16 protein-coding genes and 1 tRNA gene are annotated in these 19,936 nt (G+C 60.1%); 13 read left to right on the plus strand and 4 right to left on the minus strand.

Going from position 1 to position 19,936, the window contains the following annotated elements; all coding sequences use genetic code 11:
• Positions 1-787: 787 nt before the first annotated feature.
• The 6 genes from BN3659_RS02200 (at position 788) to BN3659_RS02225 (ending at position 3,815) form a co-directional block, all read left to right on the plus strand.
• Positions 788-1,723 carry a transcription antitermination protein NusB gene (locus BN3659_RS02200; protein WP_091534215.1) on the plus strand — a complete coding sequence of 312 codons (936 nt, stop codon included), beginning with the start codon at positions 788-790 and terminating at the stop codon, positions 1,721-1,723.
• 1 nt (position 1,724) lies between these two features.
• Entirely contained in the window at positions 1,725-2,150 is a 426-nt protein-coding gene (locus BN3659_RS13585) for a DUF1573 domain-containing protein (RefSeq protein ID WP_224757819.1), read from the plus strand.
• A gap of 74 nt (positions 2,151-2,224) precedes the next feature.
• Positions 2,225-2,551 carry a preprotein translocase subunit YajC gene (gene yajC / locus BN3659_RS02210; RefSeq protein WP_091534217.1) on the plus strand — a complete coding sequence of 109 codons (327 nt, stop codon included), beginning with the start codon at positions 2,225-2,227 and terminating at the stop codon, positions 2,549-2,551.
• A 144-nt stretch (positions 2,552-2,695) separates the two neighbouring features.
• Positions 2,696-2,950, plus strand: coding sequence for a TIGR03905 family TSCPD domain-containing protein (locus BN3659_RS02215; protein WP_091534219.1), 255 nt, complete (start codon positions 2,696-2,698; stop codon positions 2,948-2,950).
• Between the two features lie 246 nt (positions 2,951-3,196).
• Positions 3,197-3,448, plus strand: coding sequence for a GlsB/YeaQ/YmgE family stress response membrane protein (locus BN3659_RS02220; RefSeq protein ID WP_091534220.1), 252 nt, complete (start codon positions 3,197-3,199; stop codon positions 3,446-3,448).
• 1 nt (position 3,449) lies between these two features.
• Positions 3,450-3,815, plus strand: coding sequence for a hypothetical protein (locus tag BN3659_RS02225; protein ID WP_091534222.1), 366 nt, complete (start codon positions 3,450-3,452; stop codon positions 3,813-3,815).
• Between the two features lie 497 nt (positions 3,816-4,312).
• Here BN3659_RS02225 and BN3659_RS02230 read toward each other — a convergent pair whose 3' ends face one another.
• Positions 4,313-4,894, minus strand: coding sequence for a DUF4294 domain-containing protein (locus BN3659_RS02230; protein WP_091534316.1), 582 nt, complete (start codon positions 4,892-4,894; stop codon positions 4,313-4,315).
• Positions 4,895-5,166: 272 nt separating this feature from the next.
• On the opposite strand from BN3659_RS02230, the gene BN3659_RS02235 reads away from it, so the two are divergent.
• Positions 5,167-5,541 carry a thioesterase family protein gene (locus BN3659_RS02235; RefSeq protein ID WP_091534224.1) on the plus strand — a complete coding sequence of 125 codons (375 nt, stop codon included), beginning with the start codon at positions 5,167-5,169 and terminating at the stop codon, positions 5,539-5,541.
• A gap of 181 nt (positions 5,542-5,722) precedes the next feature.
• Here the strand turns inward: BN3659_RS02235 and BN3659_RS02240 are convergent, their stop codons facing one another.
• Both BN3659_RS02240 and nhaD read right to left on the minus strand, forming a co-directional pair.
• Positions 5,723-5,935 (minus strand): hypothetical protein, encoded by a 213-nt coding sequence (locus BN3659_RS02240; protein WP_091534226.1) that lies wholly within the window; start codon positions 5,933-5,935, stop codon positions 5,723-5,725.
• 306 nt (positions 5,936-6,241) lie between these two features.
• Positions 6,242-7,570, minus strand: a complete 1,329-nt coding sequence (nhaD, locus tag BN3659_RS02245) for a sodium:proton antiporter NhaD (protein WP_171847679.1) — start codon at positions 7,568-7,570, stop codon at positions 6,242-6,244.
• A gap of 543 nt (positions 7,571-8,113) precedes the next feature.
• On the opposite strand from nhaD, the gene BN3659_RS02250 reads away from it, so the two are divergent.
• The 6 genes from BN3659_RS02250 (at position 8,114) to BN3659_RS02275 (ending at position 18,228) form a co-directional block, all read left to right on the plus strand.
• Positions 8,114-8,187 (plus strand) — tRNA-Gln (locus BN3659_RS02250).
• Between the two features lie 413 nt (positions 8,188-8,600).
• Entirely contained in the window at positions 8,601-9,923 is a 1,323-nt protein-coding gene (gene ffh, locus BN3659_RS02255) for a signal recognition particle protein (protein ID WP_091534228.1), read from the plus strand.
• Between the two features lie 254 nt (positions 9,924-10,177).
• Positions 10,178-13,570, plus strand: a complete 3,393-nt coding sequence (locus tag BN3659_RS02260; protein WP_091534230.1) for a DUF5689 domain-containing protein — start codon at positions 10,178-10,180, stop codon at positions 13,568-13,570.
• 250 nt (positions 13,571-13,820) lie between these two features.
• Entirely contained in the window at positions 13,821-14,702 is an 882-nt protein-coding gene (gene era, locus BN3659_RS02265; protein WP_091534231.1) for a GTPase Era, read from the plus strand.
• An 80-nt stretch (positions 14,703-14,782) separates the two neighbouring features.
• Complete coding sequence (locus tag BN3659_RS02270) at positions 14,783-16,774, plus strand: tetratricopeptide repeat protein (protein ID WP_091534233.1); 1,992 nt, start codon at positions 14,783-14,785, stop codon at positions 16,772-16,774.
• 29 nt (positions 16,775-16,803) lie between these two features.
• Positions 16,804-18,228 (plus strand): MFS transporter, encoded by a 1,425-nt coding sequence (locus tag BN3659_RS02275; RefSeq protein WP_091534235.1) that lies wholly within the window; start codon positions 16,804-16,806, stop codon positions 18,226-18,228.
• A 524-nt stretch (positions 18,229-18,752) separates the two neighbouring features.
• Here BN3659_RS02275 and BN3659_RS02280 read toward each other — a convergent pair.
• Positions 18,753-19,904, minus strand: a complete 1,152-nt coding sequence (locus BN3659_RS02280; protein WP_091534237.1) for a glycosyltransferase — start codon at positions 19,902-19,904, stop codon at positions 18,753-18,755.
• Between the last annotated feature and the right edge of the window lie 32 nt (positions 19,905-19,936).

Consider the following 19,936-nt stretch of genomic DNA (forward strand, 5'->3'; position numbering starts at 1 on the left):
CCTTAATACAATAAAATATTTGCGTCGTAATTCCCGTCGCAATCGGTATGACAGCGACACCGGTGCAGTCTGCGGAAAAAATGCAATCCAACGGATTCGGATACAGAACAGCGGATGAAACGCTCCGAAACGCGACCGGTGCGATCAAAGAATCCGGCGGTTCGCAGAGGCCGGCGTTAAGGGCCAGCCGTTCGTAGTCGAGCCCCCGAAGCAGACAAAGCCCGCAGCCTCGACCGTGCCGGCATCCCGTCCGATGCCGATGGGCAGCCCCCGTCCCGCGTCGCCCGCCCAAACGATTCGTGCGACGGAACGCCCCGCACCGAGTTCCACGCCGTACAGCCGCCGCATCCGATTTAATTCCCGCTCCGGTATTGCGGATTGTGATTTGTCGGCAATCTTTGGTTACAAAACCATTCCTTGCAGAACTGTTCTTCGATACGCAAATCGCATCGAACCCATGCAATCGCACCCGAGACATAACTTTTTTCGCCTTCCTCTGTCCGAATTCGGGAAATCCGGCTATATTCGCAGTCGGAACAAGACGCACAGAGCTCGTATTCCAGTGCTTCGAAATCCTTCCGAAACCGCCTTGGCCATTCGGATCGGAGCAACGGGAAAATAATGCAGCTCAGGTTTCAGTCGGCTTCCCGACGGCTTCCGCTCGGCTTCGCCAGCATAGTCCGGTCCTCTCTAAATCCCTTGCTTGCAACCTTCTTGCCCCGATCCGCTCCCATTCTCGTTTTTTATTCCTATCTTTGCACCGCAAAATGCAGAAACCGTTCTATATATGTTGAGCAGAAGATTACTTCGAATCAAGGTGATAAAAGCCCTCTACGCGCATCTGAAATCGGATGCGGACAGCATGATCGCTTCCGAAAAATCGTTGCTGGCCTCCATCGACAAGGCTTACGACCTCTATTTCCAGATGCTTGCACTGCCGGCCGAGCTGGTTCGCTACGGCGAACAGCGCATCGAACTGAACCGCCGGAAAAAACTTCCCACCCACGAAGATCTCAACCCCAACACCAAATTCGTAGATAATGCCGTGATCCGCGTGCTGGCGAACAGCGATTCGGTCAACGACCGGCTCGCAGCCCGCAAGCTGGGCTGGGCGCAGCAACCGGATCTGATCCGCACGCTCTACATGCAGCTCACCGACAGCGACTACTACCGAGACTATATGGCGCGCGAAGAGCGCTCGTTCGCCGACGACCGGAAACTCGTCGAGGATTTCTTCAAGGAGATGCAGGACAACGACGCGCTGGACACGGCGCTCGAAGAGATGTCGATCCTGTGGGACGGCGATCTGGGCTACATCATCGCGATGGTGTTGCGCACGCTGTCGAATCTGCGACCTTCGCACCTCGAAGCGAAGGTCCTGCCCCAATTCAAAAGCGACGACGACCTCGATTTCGTGAAAACCCTCTTCGAGAAATCGCTCGTCAACTACGCGGACAACCAGCGATACATCGAAAAATTCACACGGAACTGGGACGTGGAACGCATCGTTTTCATGGACAATCTGATTATCGGCACGGCGATGGCCGAGCTCATCTCGTTTCCCTCGATACCGGTGAAGGTTACGCTCGACGAGTATATCGAAATATCGAAATACTACTCCACCCCGGGCAGCAGCGTCTTCATCAACGGCGTACTGGACAAGATGGTCGAAGCGCTCACGGCCGACAACCGCATCCTCAAAAGCGGCCGCGGGCTGATCTGACATGCGCATAGGGGGGATCCTACTTCTGCTCGCCGCCGCATCGGCCTGTGCGTCCTGCGGAGGGCGCCGGACGGAGAAGCACGCCGCTCCGAGCGGACAGACCATCGTCTTTTCCGACGCGATTCTCCGCTCCGGCGGCACGGATACTGTGCGGTTCGGCTATATGCGCTCGGGCGAAATCGCGGTGAAGCCGCTGATCCTGCACAACGCCTCGGATCGTCCGGCGGTCGTCGCCGAATGCACGCGGAGCTGCGGATGCACGACACTGGAATTTGACAATCAGCCCATTCTGCCCGGCGAGAAGCGGGCCGCACGGATGATCTTCGACGCCCGCGGGCTCACCGGCTGGCAGTTCAAACTTTTGGAGGTCCGGTTTGCCGGCGGTCGGAAACCGCTGAAAATCTATGTCGAGGCCGAAGTGGAATAATGTTGCGAATCCCGCAATAATTCGTATCTTTGTCCCGTTAACCGATAAATGCAAACTCTTAAAAACAACGAACTATGATTCATTTACTTCAGGCCGTCGCACAGCCCCAGCCGGGTTTCATGCAGCAATACAGCATGCTCATCATGATCGGCCTCATGGTCTTGGTCCTCTGGCTCTTCATGTGGCGACCCGAGTCCAAACGCCGCAAACAGATGCAGGCATTCCGCGAATCGCTCAAAAAGGGCAGCAAGATCATTACCGCCGGAGGCATCTATGGCACGGTCAAAGAGGTCAAGGACAACACCCTTTTGATCGAAGTGGACAGCGACGTAACGCTGCGCATCAACAAAGACATGGTCGTAGCCGACCCGTCGGATCTGCCGCAGGCCCAGCAGAAATAAAAAACTTAGGATGCAAAACCGCGGTCTTCCCGACCGCGGTTTTTTGCATCCCGCACGACTGAAATACGGCCGTCCGGGCTCTCGGCTCCGCAAAAAATTGCACGAATCCGCAGAACCCGTTATTTTTGTACCGCAAAAAACGTCATGGAACAGAAACTCACCTATACGCCGCACGGGACCTGTTCGCGGCAAATCGACATCGCAGTCGAAGACGGCACGATCCGCAGCGTGGTGTTCACGGGCGGCTGCCACGGCAACCTGCAAGGAATTTCGGCGCTCGTGAAAGGTATGGAAACTGCCGAGGCGATCGCCAGACTGAGCGGTATCGACTGTCGGGGCAAAGGCACCTCCTGCCCCGACCAGCTGGCACGCGCGCTCAGGCAGCTCGCGACAAAATGAAACGGGCGGAGGCTCGTCCCGCCGGTGCCGGCACCCGCTTCCGGATGCGAGCCATGGCACAGCACCGAACTCGATCCGACCACGAAAGCGGTATGCGGCAACTACGAACGCAGCTGCCGCATAGAGCCGGCGAGGAGAACTTCGCAACGCCTCCGAGCCGGTCCGGCGAAACTTGCCGCCGGATAAATATCTGAAAAAAGGAACGGAATTTGCAACCGCAATGGAAAACTAAATCACATTGCGGTTATGTATTTCTTATGGTATCTTTTGATCGGTCTGGTCGCCGGATGGCTGGCCAACCTGATCGTCAAGGGCAGCGGCTCGGGGCTGCTCGTCAATTTGGTCGTCGGCGTCATCGGCGGCTTGCTGGGCGGCTGGATCTTCTCTTGGTTCGGCTGGATTCCGGTCGGAACGCTGGGCAGTCTGCTCACCTCGATCGCAGGCGCCGTCATCCTGCTGTGGATCGTTTCGCTCATCAATCACAAAAAAAACGCTTGACATGGACCATCGGAGTATCAATACGGCCGGCAGCTCCAACGCGGAGCAAGACCGCGAAACGATGGATTTGATGTCGCGCAAGACCGACGCCGCCACCTCTTGCGCGCAGACGAAAGGCGAACGCATCGGCCGCGAAGCCGGCAAAGAGCTGCACGACGCTTCGGAAAAGATCGACGCCGCCACACGCCGCACGGAGGCGAAAGCCGAACGTGTACGCAACGACGCGAAGGAGAATCTGCACAACACCTCCGAAAAGATCAAAGAGGGAGTAGCGAAAGCGACCGACAAGATGAAAGAGGGAGTGGCTGCCGCCGCCGGTAAAGTCGCGGAGACAGCCAACCGCCTCAAAGAAAAGATGCGGAGTTAGCGCCACGCCCACACCGCTCGGAATGCCCCTTTCCGCGGAATCGACCCGCCGGGAAAGGGGCGTTTCCCATCATACAGGTCCGAAAGCAGCGGTGCGGCGCACACTGCGAAGCGGTGCGGCATATCCGCCGGAAACGCCGGTTCTGTCGTATTCCGACCGAGCCGCAATCTCGTCCCCGACAAACGCCGGCCTTCCACGAACCGGCACCGCGGAAGCCGGTCCGGAAACTCACCCCGGGCCGCCCGTCGCCGCGATCTTCCATCCGTGCGACGAGCGCCCCAGCCGAAACGCCGCTGCAGCGGCCGGACCGCAAACCTGCCCGGGCCGTCGGCCGCCACCCCTCCTCCGATCGGCCCGTCGCCGGCATGAACCGGGCACCGCAGAAAAACCGTCCGCTCGGACAGACGGTCTGCGGCTGACCGGACGACGCACACGACCGACCGCTCCGCACGGATGCGGTCGGCACGGACCGGCGCTGCATCCCTCTGCGGCAAGCCTCAGAGCAGTCCCGCCTCGTAGTAGACGATGATCTGTTCGATGACGCGGTCCTGTCCGTCCTTGTCGTATTCCGATTTGAGGTTCTGGCCGAAGATGCGCGATATGCCCTGCCAGAATCCCGCCACGAATCCGCCGCGAAACTCCTTGAGGATGTCGTAAGCCGTGTAGTCCGTCTCCCGGTCGATGAGTTTCAGCAGCACCTTGCCCTGCGTGCGGGTCATCCTCTTCAGCACGGGCGTATACTCCTCCTTGATCTCGTTGTAGATCTGTTTGATGTAGGCTTTTTGGGCTTTTCTGTCCGGCAATCGGAGCAGCTCCTCTTCCATGTCCGCCATCTTCAGGCGCGCGAGTTGCGCCACGGGATAGACCCGCTTCACGGCGTCCACCAGCTTGCGGTAGCGGCGCAGATCGACCGGCCGGTCGAAGATGTAGACCGGCGCGATATGGATCAGCGGAACGGAATCGCCGTTCACGACCGTCCACTCCTGCAATAAATAACCGCGCCGCGCGGGCTGGGCCGCGGCATCGACAGCGGATAATAGGCCGAGCACGGCGGCCAAAAGAAAAATCGCCCTCTTCATCGCCGGCAAAAAACGGCATGTCTGTCCGTCCCCGATCCTCCGCCGGCAATTCGCCTGCAACCCGTCGCCGGCCGCCCGAGCGCACGCTTCGGAGCGGCACGCACCCCGTCGCACGGGCGCGGCGGCAGACTGCCGGAACCGCCGTGCAGGCGCATGGCACGCCGATACGAAATCGGAGCGGAAGATAAAATTGCGGATAAACATAAATAATTATACCTTTGCAACAAAGATAACGATTATACAAGTCAAACGAACAAAACTTTCCGGATATTATGTTGGAAAAAGGACTCACCTGCCAAAGCCGCACCGTGGTGGCGGCAGACAACACGGCCGCCGAAATGGGCTCGGGCGACCTGCCCGTTTTCGCCACGCCGGCCATGGTGGCGCTGATGGAGAATGCGGCTATGAGGGCCGTAGCCGCCGCGCTTCCCGCAGGCTCCACGACCGTAGGCGCCGAGATGAACGTAACCCACATCAAACCCTCCGGGGCGGGTGCCGAAATCACCGCGACGGCCGTGCTCGCCGAAGTAGAAGGCCGCAAACTGACTTTCAACGTCGGCGCCCGCGACGCCGAAGGGATGATCGGCGAAGGGGTTCACATCCGCTACATCGTGGACCGCGAGAAATTCATGTCCAAGGTGAAATAACGCAGGCAGCGGGGGCATAAGGTCATACGGGCGACGGCGGAGCGGCCTGCGACCGTGCCGTAGCGGAGCGCAAACGGCGAAGCCGTACGACAGCCTCGGAAACGGTTTCGCCCATGCCGGAGTTTGTTCCGGCATGGGCGGAACCGTTCAACGGAGATTCGTCGGGCTGTCCCTTTCAGCGTTATCCCCTGCTGTCCATGCTGTTGACGTCGGGGTTGATGAGCATCGTATCTTCCTCGACTTTTTCACGCCCCACCCTGCCGTCGGGCGACGGCTCGGGGCACTCCACATGCATCGAATCGGCCAGCGTCCGCTGCGTGCGCACCTTGATGCCGCGAACCGTCGGGTCGGTCTCGATCCGTTCGCCGAACGGACCCTCCTGTGCTTTTTTCATCGTCGCTGTATTTTGGTTACGACCGGAACCCTCCAAACAATATGCCTAAAAGGGCCGCGCACCGATCGTCGCGGTCCTGCGGCCGACGAACGGCCGGCCCGAATGCCGAAACCCGGACAGACCGCACGTCCGGACCGAGCAAACCGGGCGAACCGAACGGATAAGACGTGCGCCGAAAAAACAGCATAGGCGGCCGTGCCAAAACCAAACGGACGGGGCGGAGGCACCGCATGCCCGAGCCTCCGGGGAAGGTACAGCAACGACGCCGCGGGGCCGGGACTGTCCGCGCCCCGATTGTTCCGGAGTTCAGAACAACAATTTTTCGATCCAGATCACAGCGATGCCCCCGAAGTACCCGGCCAAGGCCAGCAGCGAAATACGCTTGAAGTACCAAGCGAAATTGATCTTTTCGAGCCCCATCGCCACGACACCTGCAGCCGAGCCGATAATCAGCAGACTGCCGCCCACACCGGCGCAGTAGGTCAGCAGATGCCAGAACAGACCGTCCGCCACGAACGACTGCATGTAGGCCGGATCGGCCGCGGCAGCGATTGCGGCCGCATCGGCGATGGGATACATCCCCATGCTGGCCGCTACCAGCGGCACGTTGTCGATCACCGACGAGAGCAGTCCGATGATGCCCGCGATGGCGAAAACTTCGTGAAGCCCCTTATCGAGCAGCGCCGCCAGATCGGCCAGCACGCCCGCACTCTCCAGCGCGGCCACCGACATCAGGATACCAAGGAAAAAGAGGATCGTCGGCATGTCGATGTGTTTGAGCACCTTCGACACGCGGCATTGGATCGACTCCTCCATATTCGGCTTCCGGTCGTAGAGGATCTCCGTCAGCACCCACATCACGCCCAGCGACACCATCATCCCCATATAGGGCGGCAGTCCCGTGAGGCTCTTGAAGACCGGCACGAACAACAGGCTCAGTACGCCGACGATCAGGATGAAATGGCTCATCCGCGGTCCCACGCCCGCGGGCAGCGAGTCGTCGGGCTTGAAATCCACGGCGGCGGTCTGGCTTCCCTTGATATACCGCGCCGCAATGGCGGTCGGAATCGCCACCGCAGCCAGACACGGCAGGAACAACGACTCCACCAACGGTCCGGCGCTCACGTTGCCCCGCATCCAGAGCATGATCGTCGTAACGTCGCCGATGGGCGACCACGCGCCGCCCGCATTGGCCGCGATGACGATCATCGAAGCGTAGATCCACCGCTCGCGCTGATCGGGGATCATCTGCCGCAGCAACATTACCATGATGATCGTGGTGGTCATGTTGTCCAGCACAGCCGACATGAAGAAGGTGATGACGGCCAGCAGCCACAGCAGCTTATGCTTGTTGCGGGTGGTGATATGGCCGGTGATGACCGAAAAGCCGCCGTGGAAGTCGATCAGATCGACGATGGTCATGGCTCCGATCAGGAAGACGAGGATTTCGCAGGTATCGCCCAGCTTATCGACCAATTCGTGCGTCATGTTCGCGTCGTGGCCGAAGAGGCTGAGGACGGTCCAGACCGCACCGCTCATCAGCAGTGCGACGGCGGCTTTGTCCACCCGGAGTTTGTGTTCGAGGGCGATGCACGCATAGCCCAACACGAAAATCAGAATCATCGCAAGAATCATAGGCATTCCATGTAACTAATTCGACCCATTCGACCGGCGGTTACGGTATGCCGGGCGCAATGCGAACTTCGCCCGGCAGAGCCCGGATCAGGGCCGGCGCTGCATCCGGTTTGCGGAAAACGTCCGAAAGGAGGGGCACCCGGCCTCCTCACGCAGACGGCGGCGTCTTGCGGTTTCGCCCGCAGCCGCACACCGCCCGGACGACAGCCCCGCTTTCCGGCCCAGCCCTCATTTCCGGGCACCATTCCCAGCCTGCCGGAACCGGAAACCGCCTTTCCTCCCCGCACCTTCCATAAGACGGCGAACGCCGTCTTGCGGAACCGCCGCCGGACGACAAAACCGACGCACGAACGACACCGCACATACGGCACCGGACGTCCGACTGCAAGAAACGAGCCGTTCACTCCGCACTCGTTCCGCGCGGGATTTCCTGCTAAAATAGAAAAAAACGAAATACGGTCTCCGCCTTACACCATTTTTTCGTCGAAGAATTGGATATTCTGAATTTTTATGTACCTTTGCAAACGCTTTCGAGCGGACGATTGAGCTATGGTGTAACGGTAACACAGCAGATTTTGGTTCTGTCGTTCCTGGTTCGAATCCAGGTAGCTCAACCACAGAGGGGAGGTTCTTTCGGGAATCTCCCCTCTGTCGTCGTCTCCTTGTTCCGGCGGGGCAGCCCCCGGCCGAACGGCGCGCAAACGGAGGACCGGCAACAAGACCTCCGTCAGAAGCAAAACCGACAACCGGAAAATCAGCAAATGTCCGGCCGGCCGGACATGCAGCCGGACAGACAACGGGGCTTACACCGGCACCCGAGGCGACGACGGATCGGACGATCCCGATTCCTCCCCGCTCCACGCCGCCGGACGTTTCATATCATGCGCATGGCGATTTCCCGGCGAAAATTCCGGCTTTCGGCCTGCATGTAGAGTACTCCGTCCCGGCAAAAACGAATTAAATTCGTTTTTGCGCCCGACTTTTCGTATCTTTGCCGTCAGAACGAAAAAACAAGTCAACCCACCGTACCATGTTTGAAAATTTAACCGATAAACTCGAACGGTCGTTCAAACTCCTCAAGGGCGAAGGCCGCATCACGGAAATCAACGTCGCGGAGACCCTCAAGGAGATCCGCCGCGCGCTGATCGACGCCGACGTCAACTACAAGGTAGCCAAGACTTTCACCGACGAAGTGAAGTCCAAAGCACTCGGACAGGACGTGCTGAAATCCGTCAAGCCGGGTCAGATGATGACCAAGATCGTGCGCGACGAACTGGCGGCCCTGATGGGCGGCACGGCCACCGACATCCGGCTGGAAGGCACCCCCGCCGTGATCCTCATCGCGGGTTTGCAGGGTTCGGGCAAAACGACCTTTTCGGGCAAGCTGGCCTCGTTCCTCAAAAGCAAGAGAGGGCGTCAAGTACTGCTCGTGGCGGGCGACGTCTACCGTCCGGCCGCCATCGACCAGTTGCAGGTGCTCGGCGGTCAGATCGGCGTGGAGGTGTACACCGAGGCGGGAAACACGAATCCCGTGCAGATCGCCGAGAACGCCATCCGCTACGCCCGCCAGAAGTCGTACAACGTCGTGATCGTCGATACGGCGGGACGTCTGGCCGTGGACGAAGCGATGATGCGGGAAATCGCGGCGATCAAGGAGGCCGTGAAACCTTCGGAGACCCTCTTCGTGGTGGATGCCATGACGGGTCAGGACGCCGTGAACACGGCCCGCGAGTTCAACGACCGCCTCGACTTCGACGGCGTGGTGCTCACCAAACTCGACGGCGATACGCGCGGCGGTGCGGCCATCTCGATCCGCTCGGTGGTCGCCAAACCGCTCAAATTCATATCGAGCGGCGAGAAGATGGACGCCCTGCAGGTGTTCCACCCCGAACGCATGGCCGACCGCATCCTCGGCATGGGCGACGTGGTGTCGCTCGTGGAGCGTGCGCAGGAGCAGTTCGACGAAGAGGAGGCGCGGCGGCTGAAAAAGAAGATCGTCAAGGACCAGTTCAACTTCAACGACTTCATGGGTCAGATCGCCCAGATCAAGAAGATGGGCAACCTCAAGGACCTCGCCTCGATGATCCCGGGCATGGGCAAGGCACTCAAGAACGTGGATATTCCCGACGACGCCTTCAAGCAGACCGAGGCGATCATCTCGTCGATGACGCCCGCCGAGCGCGAGCACCCCGAAATCATCAACGCCCGCCGCCGCGAACGCATCGCCAAGGGCAGCGGCACGACCCTCGCGGACGTCAACCGCCTGATGAAGCAGTTCGAGCAGACGCGCAAGATGATGAAGGCCGTGGCGGGCGGCAATCTGAAAATGCCGCGTGCGGGCCTGAGACGCTGACCGCGCCTCAGCATCGCAAAGGGGCTGTCCGACAAGTTTTTTTCAATCCTCCGAGAATCGCGTATTCGGAAAAGTCCCCGAATAGCGGTACGAATAAAAAGGGGTGTCTAAAACTCGTTAGACAGCCCTTTTTTTAATGAACAGGAAGAGAACCGAAAACGAATTTCACACGAATTAAACATCCGTTTCATTCGACGGCATCGTAATAAATATTATTTTCGTCCCGTTATTTTCCACAAAAAACTCTACAGACGATGCAACATTCTTTTTGGAAACGGATGCTCCTCGCAGTATCCATGTTAACGTTCGGCGCGGTCTTCCACGCCTGTTCGGACGACGATGCCGACGACGCGGCACTGCCCGAAATCGCGGTTACGGAATCGCTCGAATTCGATTGCGCTCAGACACAGACTCAAACGCTCGAAATCAAGCTCAACGGACCGTTCGAATGGACCGTCGAGGCCGAGGATTGGATCATTCTCGACCGCAAAAGCGGCAAAGGTTCCGCAACCTTGAACGTTACGGTGGAAGCCAATACGGAAGCCCGCACGGGCACGATCGTCGTTACGGCCCTCGGCAGTCAGGGAGCCGCCGACACCGGCCGCTGCACCGTGAAGCAGACGGTCCGTACGCCGGCCGCCGAAACCAACGTCGCTCCGATCCGTGAAAAGATTCTCGCAACCGGCCCCACAGCCGAAAAAACGGACCTGCCCGACGAGATCCGCGCACTGACGCTCCGCGGGATCGTCGTTTCGGACCGCGAAAGCGGCAATCAGCGTCCGTTCCTCGTCAACGTCGCGGACGACACCGCCGAGGGCGGCAGCGGCCTCGCACTCTCAATCGACGAAGCGGATAACACGTTCGTCCGCGGCGATGTCGTCGAGGTTTCGCTCAGCGACGCTCAGGCACAGCTCTACAACGGCCAACTACAACTTTCGACCGGCAACAAACCCGAGGTAGCGGAACACATCGATCCGCTGAAGCCGATAACCATCGCGGCCGACAAGCTCAAGGAGTACGAATCGCAGTACGTAACGATCGAAGCCGTACAGCCCGAAGCCGGTGAAACCGGCACATGGAATTCCGACAGCAACAAAGGCAACGTCTCGATGGAGACGCGCGACGGCAAATCCTTCAAAATTTACACGCTCCAGACTGCTGATTACGCACAGGAGGCGATTCCGACCGACAAGAGCGGTTCGGTATCGGGCATCGCGAGCATCTACAACACGACGCTCCAACTGATGCCTTGCACGGGCGGCGACATCCGCCTCACCGAAGCGCGCTTCGTCGTTCAGGGCGGCAAGGGCACGCTGGCCGACGTGCTCGCGGCCGACGCCGGCTCTTCGTTCGAAGTAGAAGGCGCGACGGTCGTAGGTACGAACGAACAGGGCGTACTGCTCCAGCAGGACGACGCTCGCATCTACGCCTTCAAGGGTGCCGAACACGCCCTTGCCGTCGGCGACATCGTAACCGTCTCGGGCAAGACCGAGATCCGCAACGGACTGCTTCAGTTCGGCAAGGGTTGCGAACTCGAAAAAACCGGACACGAAGAGGCGGCGCTCCCCCGGCCCGAGGTTCTCTCGACGGCGGACATCGAAGCCTATATGGACGCTCCCGAAATCCGCTACGCGACCTACACGGGCACCGTGCTGGTCTCCGGCAACTACGTCAACGTCGAAATCGACGGCACCTCGGTACAGGGCAGTCTCGATTACATGAGCGACCGGTTCAAGGAGCAGTACGACAACCACGTACTCACCATTACGGGCTGGCTCTTCGGATCGTACAAGAACTACCTCTACACGATTCCGGTCGAGGTTAAGGACAACGGCGTCTACGAAGAACCCGTACCCGACGGAGCGATCTACTACTCGACGTTCGACAAGTCGCTCTCGTCCGAAACCTTCGGCGACGGCAGCCAGTGGCCTTTCCTCGATCAGTTCGACGGCTGGATCAACCACAAAGGTTCGGGCGCGGATCAGGTAACCTACGATTACGAACATATGTCCGTGCGGTCGAACCAGTCCTCGAAAGGCAGCCTCTCGCTCTACGAGGGCTCGGGCAAGAACAACATCTTCTTCTCTACGGCTCCCAACCATTTCACGATTGCCAAAATCGCCGTTCCGTCGCGCGATCTCCGGCTCACCTTCGGCGCGCAGCGCTATTCACAAGGCGGCAGCAACCAATTCATTACCTCCGACTTCGAGGTACGGCTCTCCGCCGACGGACAGATGTGGTCTCAGAAACTCGATTACGACTTCGGCGGCGTCGCCGACGATCCCGGACAATGGCGACTGGCCACGGCCGACTTCACGCTGCCGGAGGGGACTTCAACCCTTTACATCAAATTCACGGCTAAGATCGGCAGCGCCAATCGCATCGACGACGTGCTGCTGCTCGCGGGCGACGGCGGTCAGCAGATCGTCTTCGGCGCCGAAGACGAAGTGCCTCTGTCGACCGTAGACCAAGTGCTCGCCGGTCCCATCGACGAAATCTACAAGATCGAAGGACAGGTGATCGGCACCCACAGCAAGGGTTTCCTCGTCCGCGACGACACGGGCACGATCCTCGTGTTCAAGAAAAACCACGGTACATCCGTAGGCGACCGCGTCTCGGTGGAAGGCGCGACCACCGAATACGGAGGCATGAAGCAGTTCGGCGAATCGAGCGAGATCACGGTGCTCGGCAAGGGTAGTTTCACGCAGCCCGAACCCGAAGTGTTCGAGGCCGAGCAGTTCGACGCATACGTCTTAGCACCGGACATCCGTTACATCGAATACGTCGGTACGCTCACCACTTACCGCGACCAGCACTACCAGTACCACTATAACGTGGCAGTGGACGGAACGTCCGTCGTAGGTTCGGTGGTCTACCCCAACAGCTCGCTCAACATCTCCAGCTTCGAAAAACGCGAAGTACGTGTCAGGGGCTATGCGGTCGGCGTCTCCGGATCGGACGTGAAATACCTCAACACGATGGCGATCTCCATCGAGAACACCCAGCAGGAGGTGATGCCCGACGAAAGCGAGGCACTCACGGTCAAGGAGCTCAACGCGCGTCTGGCCGCTCTCGAACCGGGTGCGCCGCTGAGCGATCTGGTGGCCGTAAAAGGTTACATCGCAGCCAACAACGAAGGCGGCAACCTCTATCAGATCCTCTCGCTCGTGGACAATACGGGCGAACCCGGTTCGGGCATCATCCTCAAGGGCATGGACTATACCGACGCCACCCTGCCGGTCGGCTCGGAGGTGATCGTCAGCCTGAAATACGCCGAATACGACCTCTATCAGGGGCTCCCGCAAGTGAAGAGGGCGACTGTCTTCGCCACGGGAGACAAAGCCGAGATGAAGGTTCCCGTGATCGACGACACGCAGGCCGGCGACTACCTCGGACAGTACGTAACCGTGAAATCCCTGACGCCCGATAAATCGGCGACCACGTGGGTCGTGGGCGGCAAAACCACCACCACGAACTTCACGGGAGCCAACGGAATCACCATTGCCGCCCGTGTAACCAACTACGCCGTATTCAAGGACAGGACGATCGCTCAGAAGACGGCGGACCTGAGCGGCGTGATGGAGATCTACAGAGGAACCTATCAGATCTACCCCGTCAGCCTCGCGGACGTAGCAGGTTTCGAATGATCCTCCGCTCCGGCGCATAAGCCGGCACTTTTTTCGCAGGGAACCGGATATTCGGCAGGACATTTGCCGGATTCATCCGGTTCCTTTTCATTCCCCTCCGCCGAAGCGAGGTGCGGACATCCGCGCAAGCGCCCGCAACCGCCGTCTTCCGGCCGGAGCGGCCGAAACGTCTTGCGGAAGCGAAAAAACGCCTCCGGACGATTTTTTACCGTTTTTTTCGTACATTTGTTCACTATAACGACAGTATCGCATGCACAAGTCCGGATTCGTAAACATCATCGGCAACCCCAACGTCGGAAAATCGACGCTGATGAACGCCCTCGTGGGCGAGAAGCTCTCCATCATCACCTCCAAGGCCCAGACCACGCGCCACCGCATCATGGGCATCGTCTCGGGCGACGATTTCCAGATCGTCTTCTCCGACACGCCGGGCATCCTCAAACCCAGCTACAAATTGCAGGAGTCGATGATGAAGTTCGTAACGGGCGCCGTGGGCGACGCCGACGTGATCCTCTACGTTACGGACACCGTCGAGCAGAGCGACCGTTCGTCCGAGATCGTCGGCCGCATCCGCGAGAGCGGCATCCCGACGATCGTAGTCGTCAACAAGATCGACCTTTCGAACCCCGAAGCGCTCGATGCGCTGGTGGACGAGTGGCATGACCGGCTGCCCGCGGCGGAGATCATCCCCGTGTCGGCCAAGGAGCGGTTCAACGTCGAGGGGCTGTTCCGCAGGATTCTGGAGCTGCTGCCCGAGGGACCGGCGTTCTATCCGAAGGACACGCTGACGGACAAATCGCTGCGCTTCTTCGCCTCGGAGATCATCCGCGAAAAGATACTCAAGTTCTACGACAAGGAGATTCCTTACAGCTGCCAGATCGAGATCGACAGCTACAAGGAGGAGCCTGCGATCGACCGCATCGCAGCCACGATCTACGTCATGCGCGACTCGCAGAAAGGCATTCTCATCGGACACAAAGGCGAAAAGCTCAAGCGCGCGGGGCAGGCCGCCCGCGAGGACATGGAGGAATTTCTCGGGAAAAAGGTCTTCCTCCAACTACACGTCAAGGTGAGCGACGACTGGCGCAACGACGAGCGCCAGCTCAAACGTTTCGGCTACGATCCCGAATGACGGATACGAATTCGACGGGAATATCCGTTCGTCATACAAATAAATACACTGAAACGAAACACAGCAGGCTGTCGGACAGGATGCGCAAATCGATCGCAGGTATCATCGCAATGCTCGCCACGCTCCTCGGGAGCGCGACGGCGCATGCGCAGTACAACCGGGATTACTTCTTCTGGATGGGCCGCACCTGCATGATGAACAACGACTATCAGGAGGCCATACGCACGCTCAACACCCTGCTGCGTTTCGACGAAGATGCCTACGAGGGCTACTTCCTGCGCGGCATCGCCAAGTACAACCTCGACGACCTGCTGGGCGCCGACGCCGACTTCACGACCGCCATCGAAAAGAACCCCGTCTTCACCACGGCCTACACCTACCGCGCCATCACCCGCTCGCGGCTGGGCAATTACGACGACGCACTGCGGGACTTCGAGGAGGCCATCGAGCTGCGGCCCGATCTGCCCAACCCCTATTACAGCCGCGGCGTTACCCGCCTGCTGAACCAGCAGTTCGAGGAGGCCATCGAGGATTTCGACATGTTCATCCGACAGGAGAACAAGGTGGCCGACGCCTTCATCAACCGCGGCGTCTGCTATCTCTACCTCAAGGACACGGCCCGCGCCTACGAGAATTTCGACACCGCGATCCGCACCAACCGCGAAAACCCCGACAGCTACAACCGGCGCGGCACGCTCTACATGCAGCAGAAACGCTACCGCGAAGCCGAAGCGGACTTCGACAAAGCCATCGGCTGCGACTCCACGTATCTGCTCTCCTACTTCAACCGCGCGCTGGTCTACTCCGAAACCAACCGCCCGATGCAATCGCTCGGGGACTTCGACCGGGTGATCCGGCTCGACTCCACCAATGCCCTCACCTACTTCAACCGCGCCATCCTGCGCACGCAGATCGGCGACTACAACCGTGCGCTCGACGACTACAATCAGGTGGCGTTCTACTCGCCCGACAACGTGCTGGTCTACTACAACCGTGCACTGCTGAACACCGAACTGGGCAATCTCGACGACGCCGTGCGGGACTACACGCGGGCGATCGAACTCTACCCCGACTTCGCCAACGCCTACCTCAACCGCAGCAACCTCCGCGCGCTGCTGCGCGACGAAGCCGGAGCACAGCAGGACCGCGCCATCGCCCGACAAAAGATCGCGGAATACCGCTCGCGCCTGAGCGACAGCACCTACTCGATTTTCGCCGACACCACGCAGCGGTTCGACCGCCTGCTCTCGTTCGACAGCAAATTCTCGGGCGGCAGCTTCGAGCGGTCCGCGTCGCGCGGGACGGGCGGCGAGGAGTTGCAGCTGCTGCCGCTCTTCAAATTCACGCTCATGTATCCCGACACGGCGCCCGCCCCCGACCGCTACCACGTGCAGCGTATCGAGGACTTCAAACAGCGCGTCGGCAACGCATACCTCACCATCTCGTGCGGCGAGAGCGACATTCCGGCCGACTCGCTCATCGGATTCGATAAACACTGCGCCGAGCAGCTGCGCCGCACGCCCGACGCATGGACCGTGCTGTTCGAACGGGGCATCACGCAGTCGCTCATCAAGCAGTACACCAACGCGGTGAACACCTATTCGGCAGCCATCGAACTCAACCCGGGCAATCCGTTCCTCTACCTCAACCGCTCGACCACGCGGGCCGAGATGATCGACTTCATCTCCTCGATCGACAACTCCTACCAGCGGATCACGATCGACTCCGATCCCGCGAACCGGCTCAACCACGCCTCCAAGCGCACCTATAATTACGACGAAGCGATCGCCGACCTGAACAAGGCCATCAAGCTCTTCCCCGATCTGGCCTACAACTACTACAACCGCGCGACCCTGCGGGCTCTCTCGGGCAGACTGCCCGAAGCCTACGAAGACTACACGCGGGCCATCGAACTCGACCCGCTCTTCGCCGAAGCCTACTACAACCGCGGCCTGATCCAGATCTTCATGAAAGACACGCGCAAGGGCTATCTCGACATCTCGAAAGCCGGCGAGCTGGGCATCGAGCAGGCCTATCCGCTGCTCAAACGCTATGCCGCACGGCAGGAATGAACCCCGACAAACCGTTAAACCCAAATAAAATGACAGAAATCATCCAAAAGAAACTCAACGATTCGCCTGCGGCGCGCTGGACCGCACTGGTGCTGCTGGCCGGGGCCATGTTCTTCGGGTATATCTTCATGGATATACTCTCGCCGCTGCAAGGGCTGCTGGCGACCTCCAAGGGATGGACGCCCGACGCCTACGGATGCTACGCCGGCTCGGAGACATTTCTCAACGTCTTCGTCTTTTTCCTGATCTTCGCAGGCATCATCCTCGACAAGATGGGCGTGCGTTTCACGGCCATCCTCTCGGGTGCCGTGATGGTCTGCGGCGGTCTGGTCAACTGGTACGCCGTGAGCAACGCCTTCGAAGGCAGCGCCACGCAGACCTTCATGGACAATTTCATGAACCTGCCCCTCAAATGGTGGAACATCACCCCCTTCTACGACGGCATGCCCGCCTCGGCCAAGCTGTCGGCCATCGGCTTCATGCTCTTCGGCTGCGGCGTCGAGATGGCCGGCATCACCGTGTCGCGCGGCATCGTGAAGTGGTTCAAGGGCAAGGAGATGGCACTGGCCATGGGCGTCGAGATGGCCATCGCCCGCATCGGCGTGGCGGTCGTCGTGCTCGGCTCGCCCCTGCTGGCCAACAAGATCCAGCCCGTGAGCGTGTCGCGTCCCGTGCTGGCGGCCGTCATCCTGCTGTGCGTGGGGTTGATCTGCTTCATCACCTACGCCTTCATGGACCGCAAGCTCGAAAACCAGATGGGCGAGAGCGGCGAAGAGAAAGACGATCCGTTCAAGATCAGCGACCTCGGCCGCATCTTCAGCAGCAAGGTCTTCTGGATCGTGGCGCTGCTGTGCGTGCTCTACTACTCGGCGATCTTCCCCTTCCAGAAATATGCGATCAACATGCTGCAATGCAACCTCAAATACACGGCCGAGCAAGCCGGTCTGGTCTTCTTCGTCTTCCCGCTGGGTGCCGCGGCCATCACGCCTCTTCTGGGCAACTTCCTCGACCGCAAGGGCAAGGGAGCTACGATGCTGATGCTCGGCGCCGTGCTCATGATCTGCTGCCACCTCACCTTCGCGTTCGTCCTGCCCGCCACGCAGTCGCCCCTGATCGCCTATGCGGCCATCATCCTGCTGGGTATCTCGTTCTCGCTGGTACCCGCGGCGCTGTGGCCCAGCGTACCGAAGCTCGTGGACGGCCGCGTGCTCGGCTCGGCCTATGCGGTGATCTTCTGGATTCAGAACATCGGTCTCTACCTCTTCCCGATCATCATCGGGCGCGTGTTGTCGGCTACAAATCCGGGCGTTACAGACCCGCTGTCCTACAACTACACCGCCCCGATGCTCATCTTCGCGGGACTGGGCGGCATAGCTCTCGTGCTCGGTCTCTGCCTCAAGGCCATCGACCGCAAACACCATTACGGACTGGAGCTGCCCAATATCGAAAAATAGAGCGGCACCTCAGCCGTTGTACGAAAGAGCGCCGCGATACCCGGGTATCGCGGCGCTCTTTCGTGCGGCGGCTCACAACCTCGCGTTCGCATACGGATCCCGGGGCCTCCCTCCCCCGCACAGGCTCCGCCGCAAGGAGGAAGAGACGGCAGATCATCGGCATCGCTTTCGTCAGGTCTATGACCTCGCAGGTTGGGAAATTGCAGCTCCGCCACTTTTCTCCGTCGCACCCCGCCCCGCCTAAAGGCCCCCCCCAAACGACCGAAAAACGGAACTACCGAACTAACGTTCGAATCAGGCGACTACGACGCGGGATGCACGCACGCAGGCACATCGCGGACAGTCCGCTGATCGCCGAGCCGCCGCTGTGCGAACGGCACAGTTCCATGTACCGTAAAACCGTTCCCGTTTCCTATCGCATTCAGTCCGGCCGCTTCCCGGACTTCCGACTTCCGGGAAAGAGGAGTTCGCAATGCGAAAAACGCGGCACAGGACGGAACGAAGACCTCCCGGGCCGTACAACGTCAGCGGGCTTTCACCCGATCGTACAGCTCCATGATGCGGTCGCACATCTCCTCCCACGAAAAACGTTTGCTCTGCTCGGCGACGCCGGACCTGAACCGCGCCAAAGCACCGCCGGCATACATCCGGCCGATCGCATCCGCCACCGCATCCGCATCGGGCCGGCAGACGATTCCCGCCCGCCCGTCGGGCACGATCTCCGGCAGGCCGCCCACGTCGGTTACGATCATCGGCAGCCCGAAGCGGTAGGCGATCTGCGTAACGCCGCTCTGCGTGGCCGTCCGGTAGGGAAGCACCAGAAAATCCGCGGCCGAGAAGTAGTCCTTCACTTCGTCGTCGGGCACGAAACGGTCGTGCAGCACGACGTCCCTCTCCAGACCGAGGCGTTCGATGCGCGCCCGATAGGGGGCCGGATCGGTGTAGAACTCCCCGGCTACGAGCAGCTTGCGACCCGCTGTCGAGCCCCTCTCCTTCAGCCGCGCCCATGCGTCGAGGAGGATGTCCAGCCCCTTGTACTCGCGGATCAGCCCGAAAAAAAGCACGTAACGGCCCGCCGGATCGAGCCGAAGCCGCGCGCAGGCTTCGCCGCGCGGCACCGGACTGCCGAAGTGCTCGAACAGCGGATGAGGCGAAAAGAGCGCCGGAGCGTCCGTGTAGCTCCTCAGTTCGCGGCGGACCTGCTCCGACATATAGACGAAACCGTCCACCGCCCTCAGGAACCAACGGTTGAGCGGCCGGTCGACGAAATGCCGTTCATGCGGCTCGACGTTGTCGATCTGACACAGCACCCGCGTGTGTCCGTTGCGACGGGCGATGCGGGCGATCGTCCCGAAGCAGGGCGCCATGAAAGGCGTCCAGTATTTCACGAGCACGAAATCGGGACGTTCGCGCCGGATGCGGCGCCCCACGCGCAGCCAGTTGAAGGGATCGACCGCATCGACGCAGCGGACGATCCGCAGATCGCCCGGCGCGGGCGTCCCGACCGTCTGGCTCCTTCCCGGGAAAAACAGCGACGGATATTGCCGGGTGAAGGTTTTGACGTCCACCTCGGCGCCGCGGCGCATGAAAATGCGGGCCATGGTCTCCATGATCGCAGCCAGCCCACCGCGGTAGGGATGGGCAGGCCCCAAAACAGTAATCTTCGTCTTCTGCATGAAGACAAAGATACGAATAAGTCGGGCGCAAA

This window comes from Alistipes sp. CHKCI003 (assembly GCF_900021155.1).
In the GTDB taxonomy this organism is placed as follows: Bacteria; Bacteroidota; Bacteroidia; order Bacteroidales; family Rikenellaceae; genus Alistipes; species Alistipes excrementavium.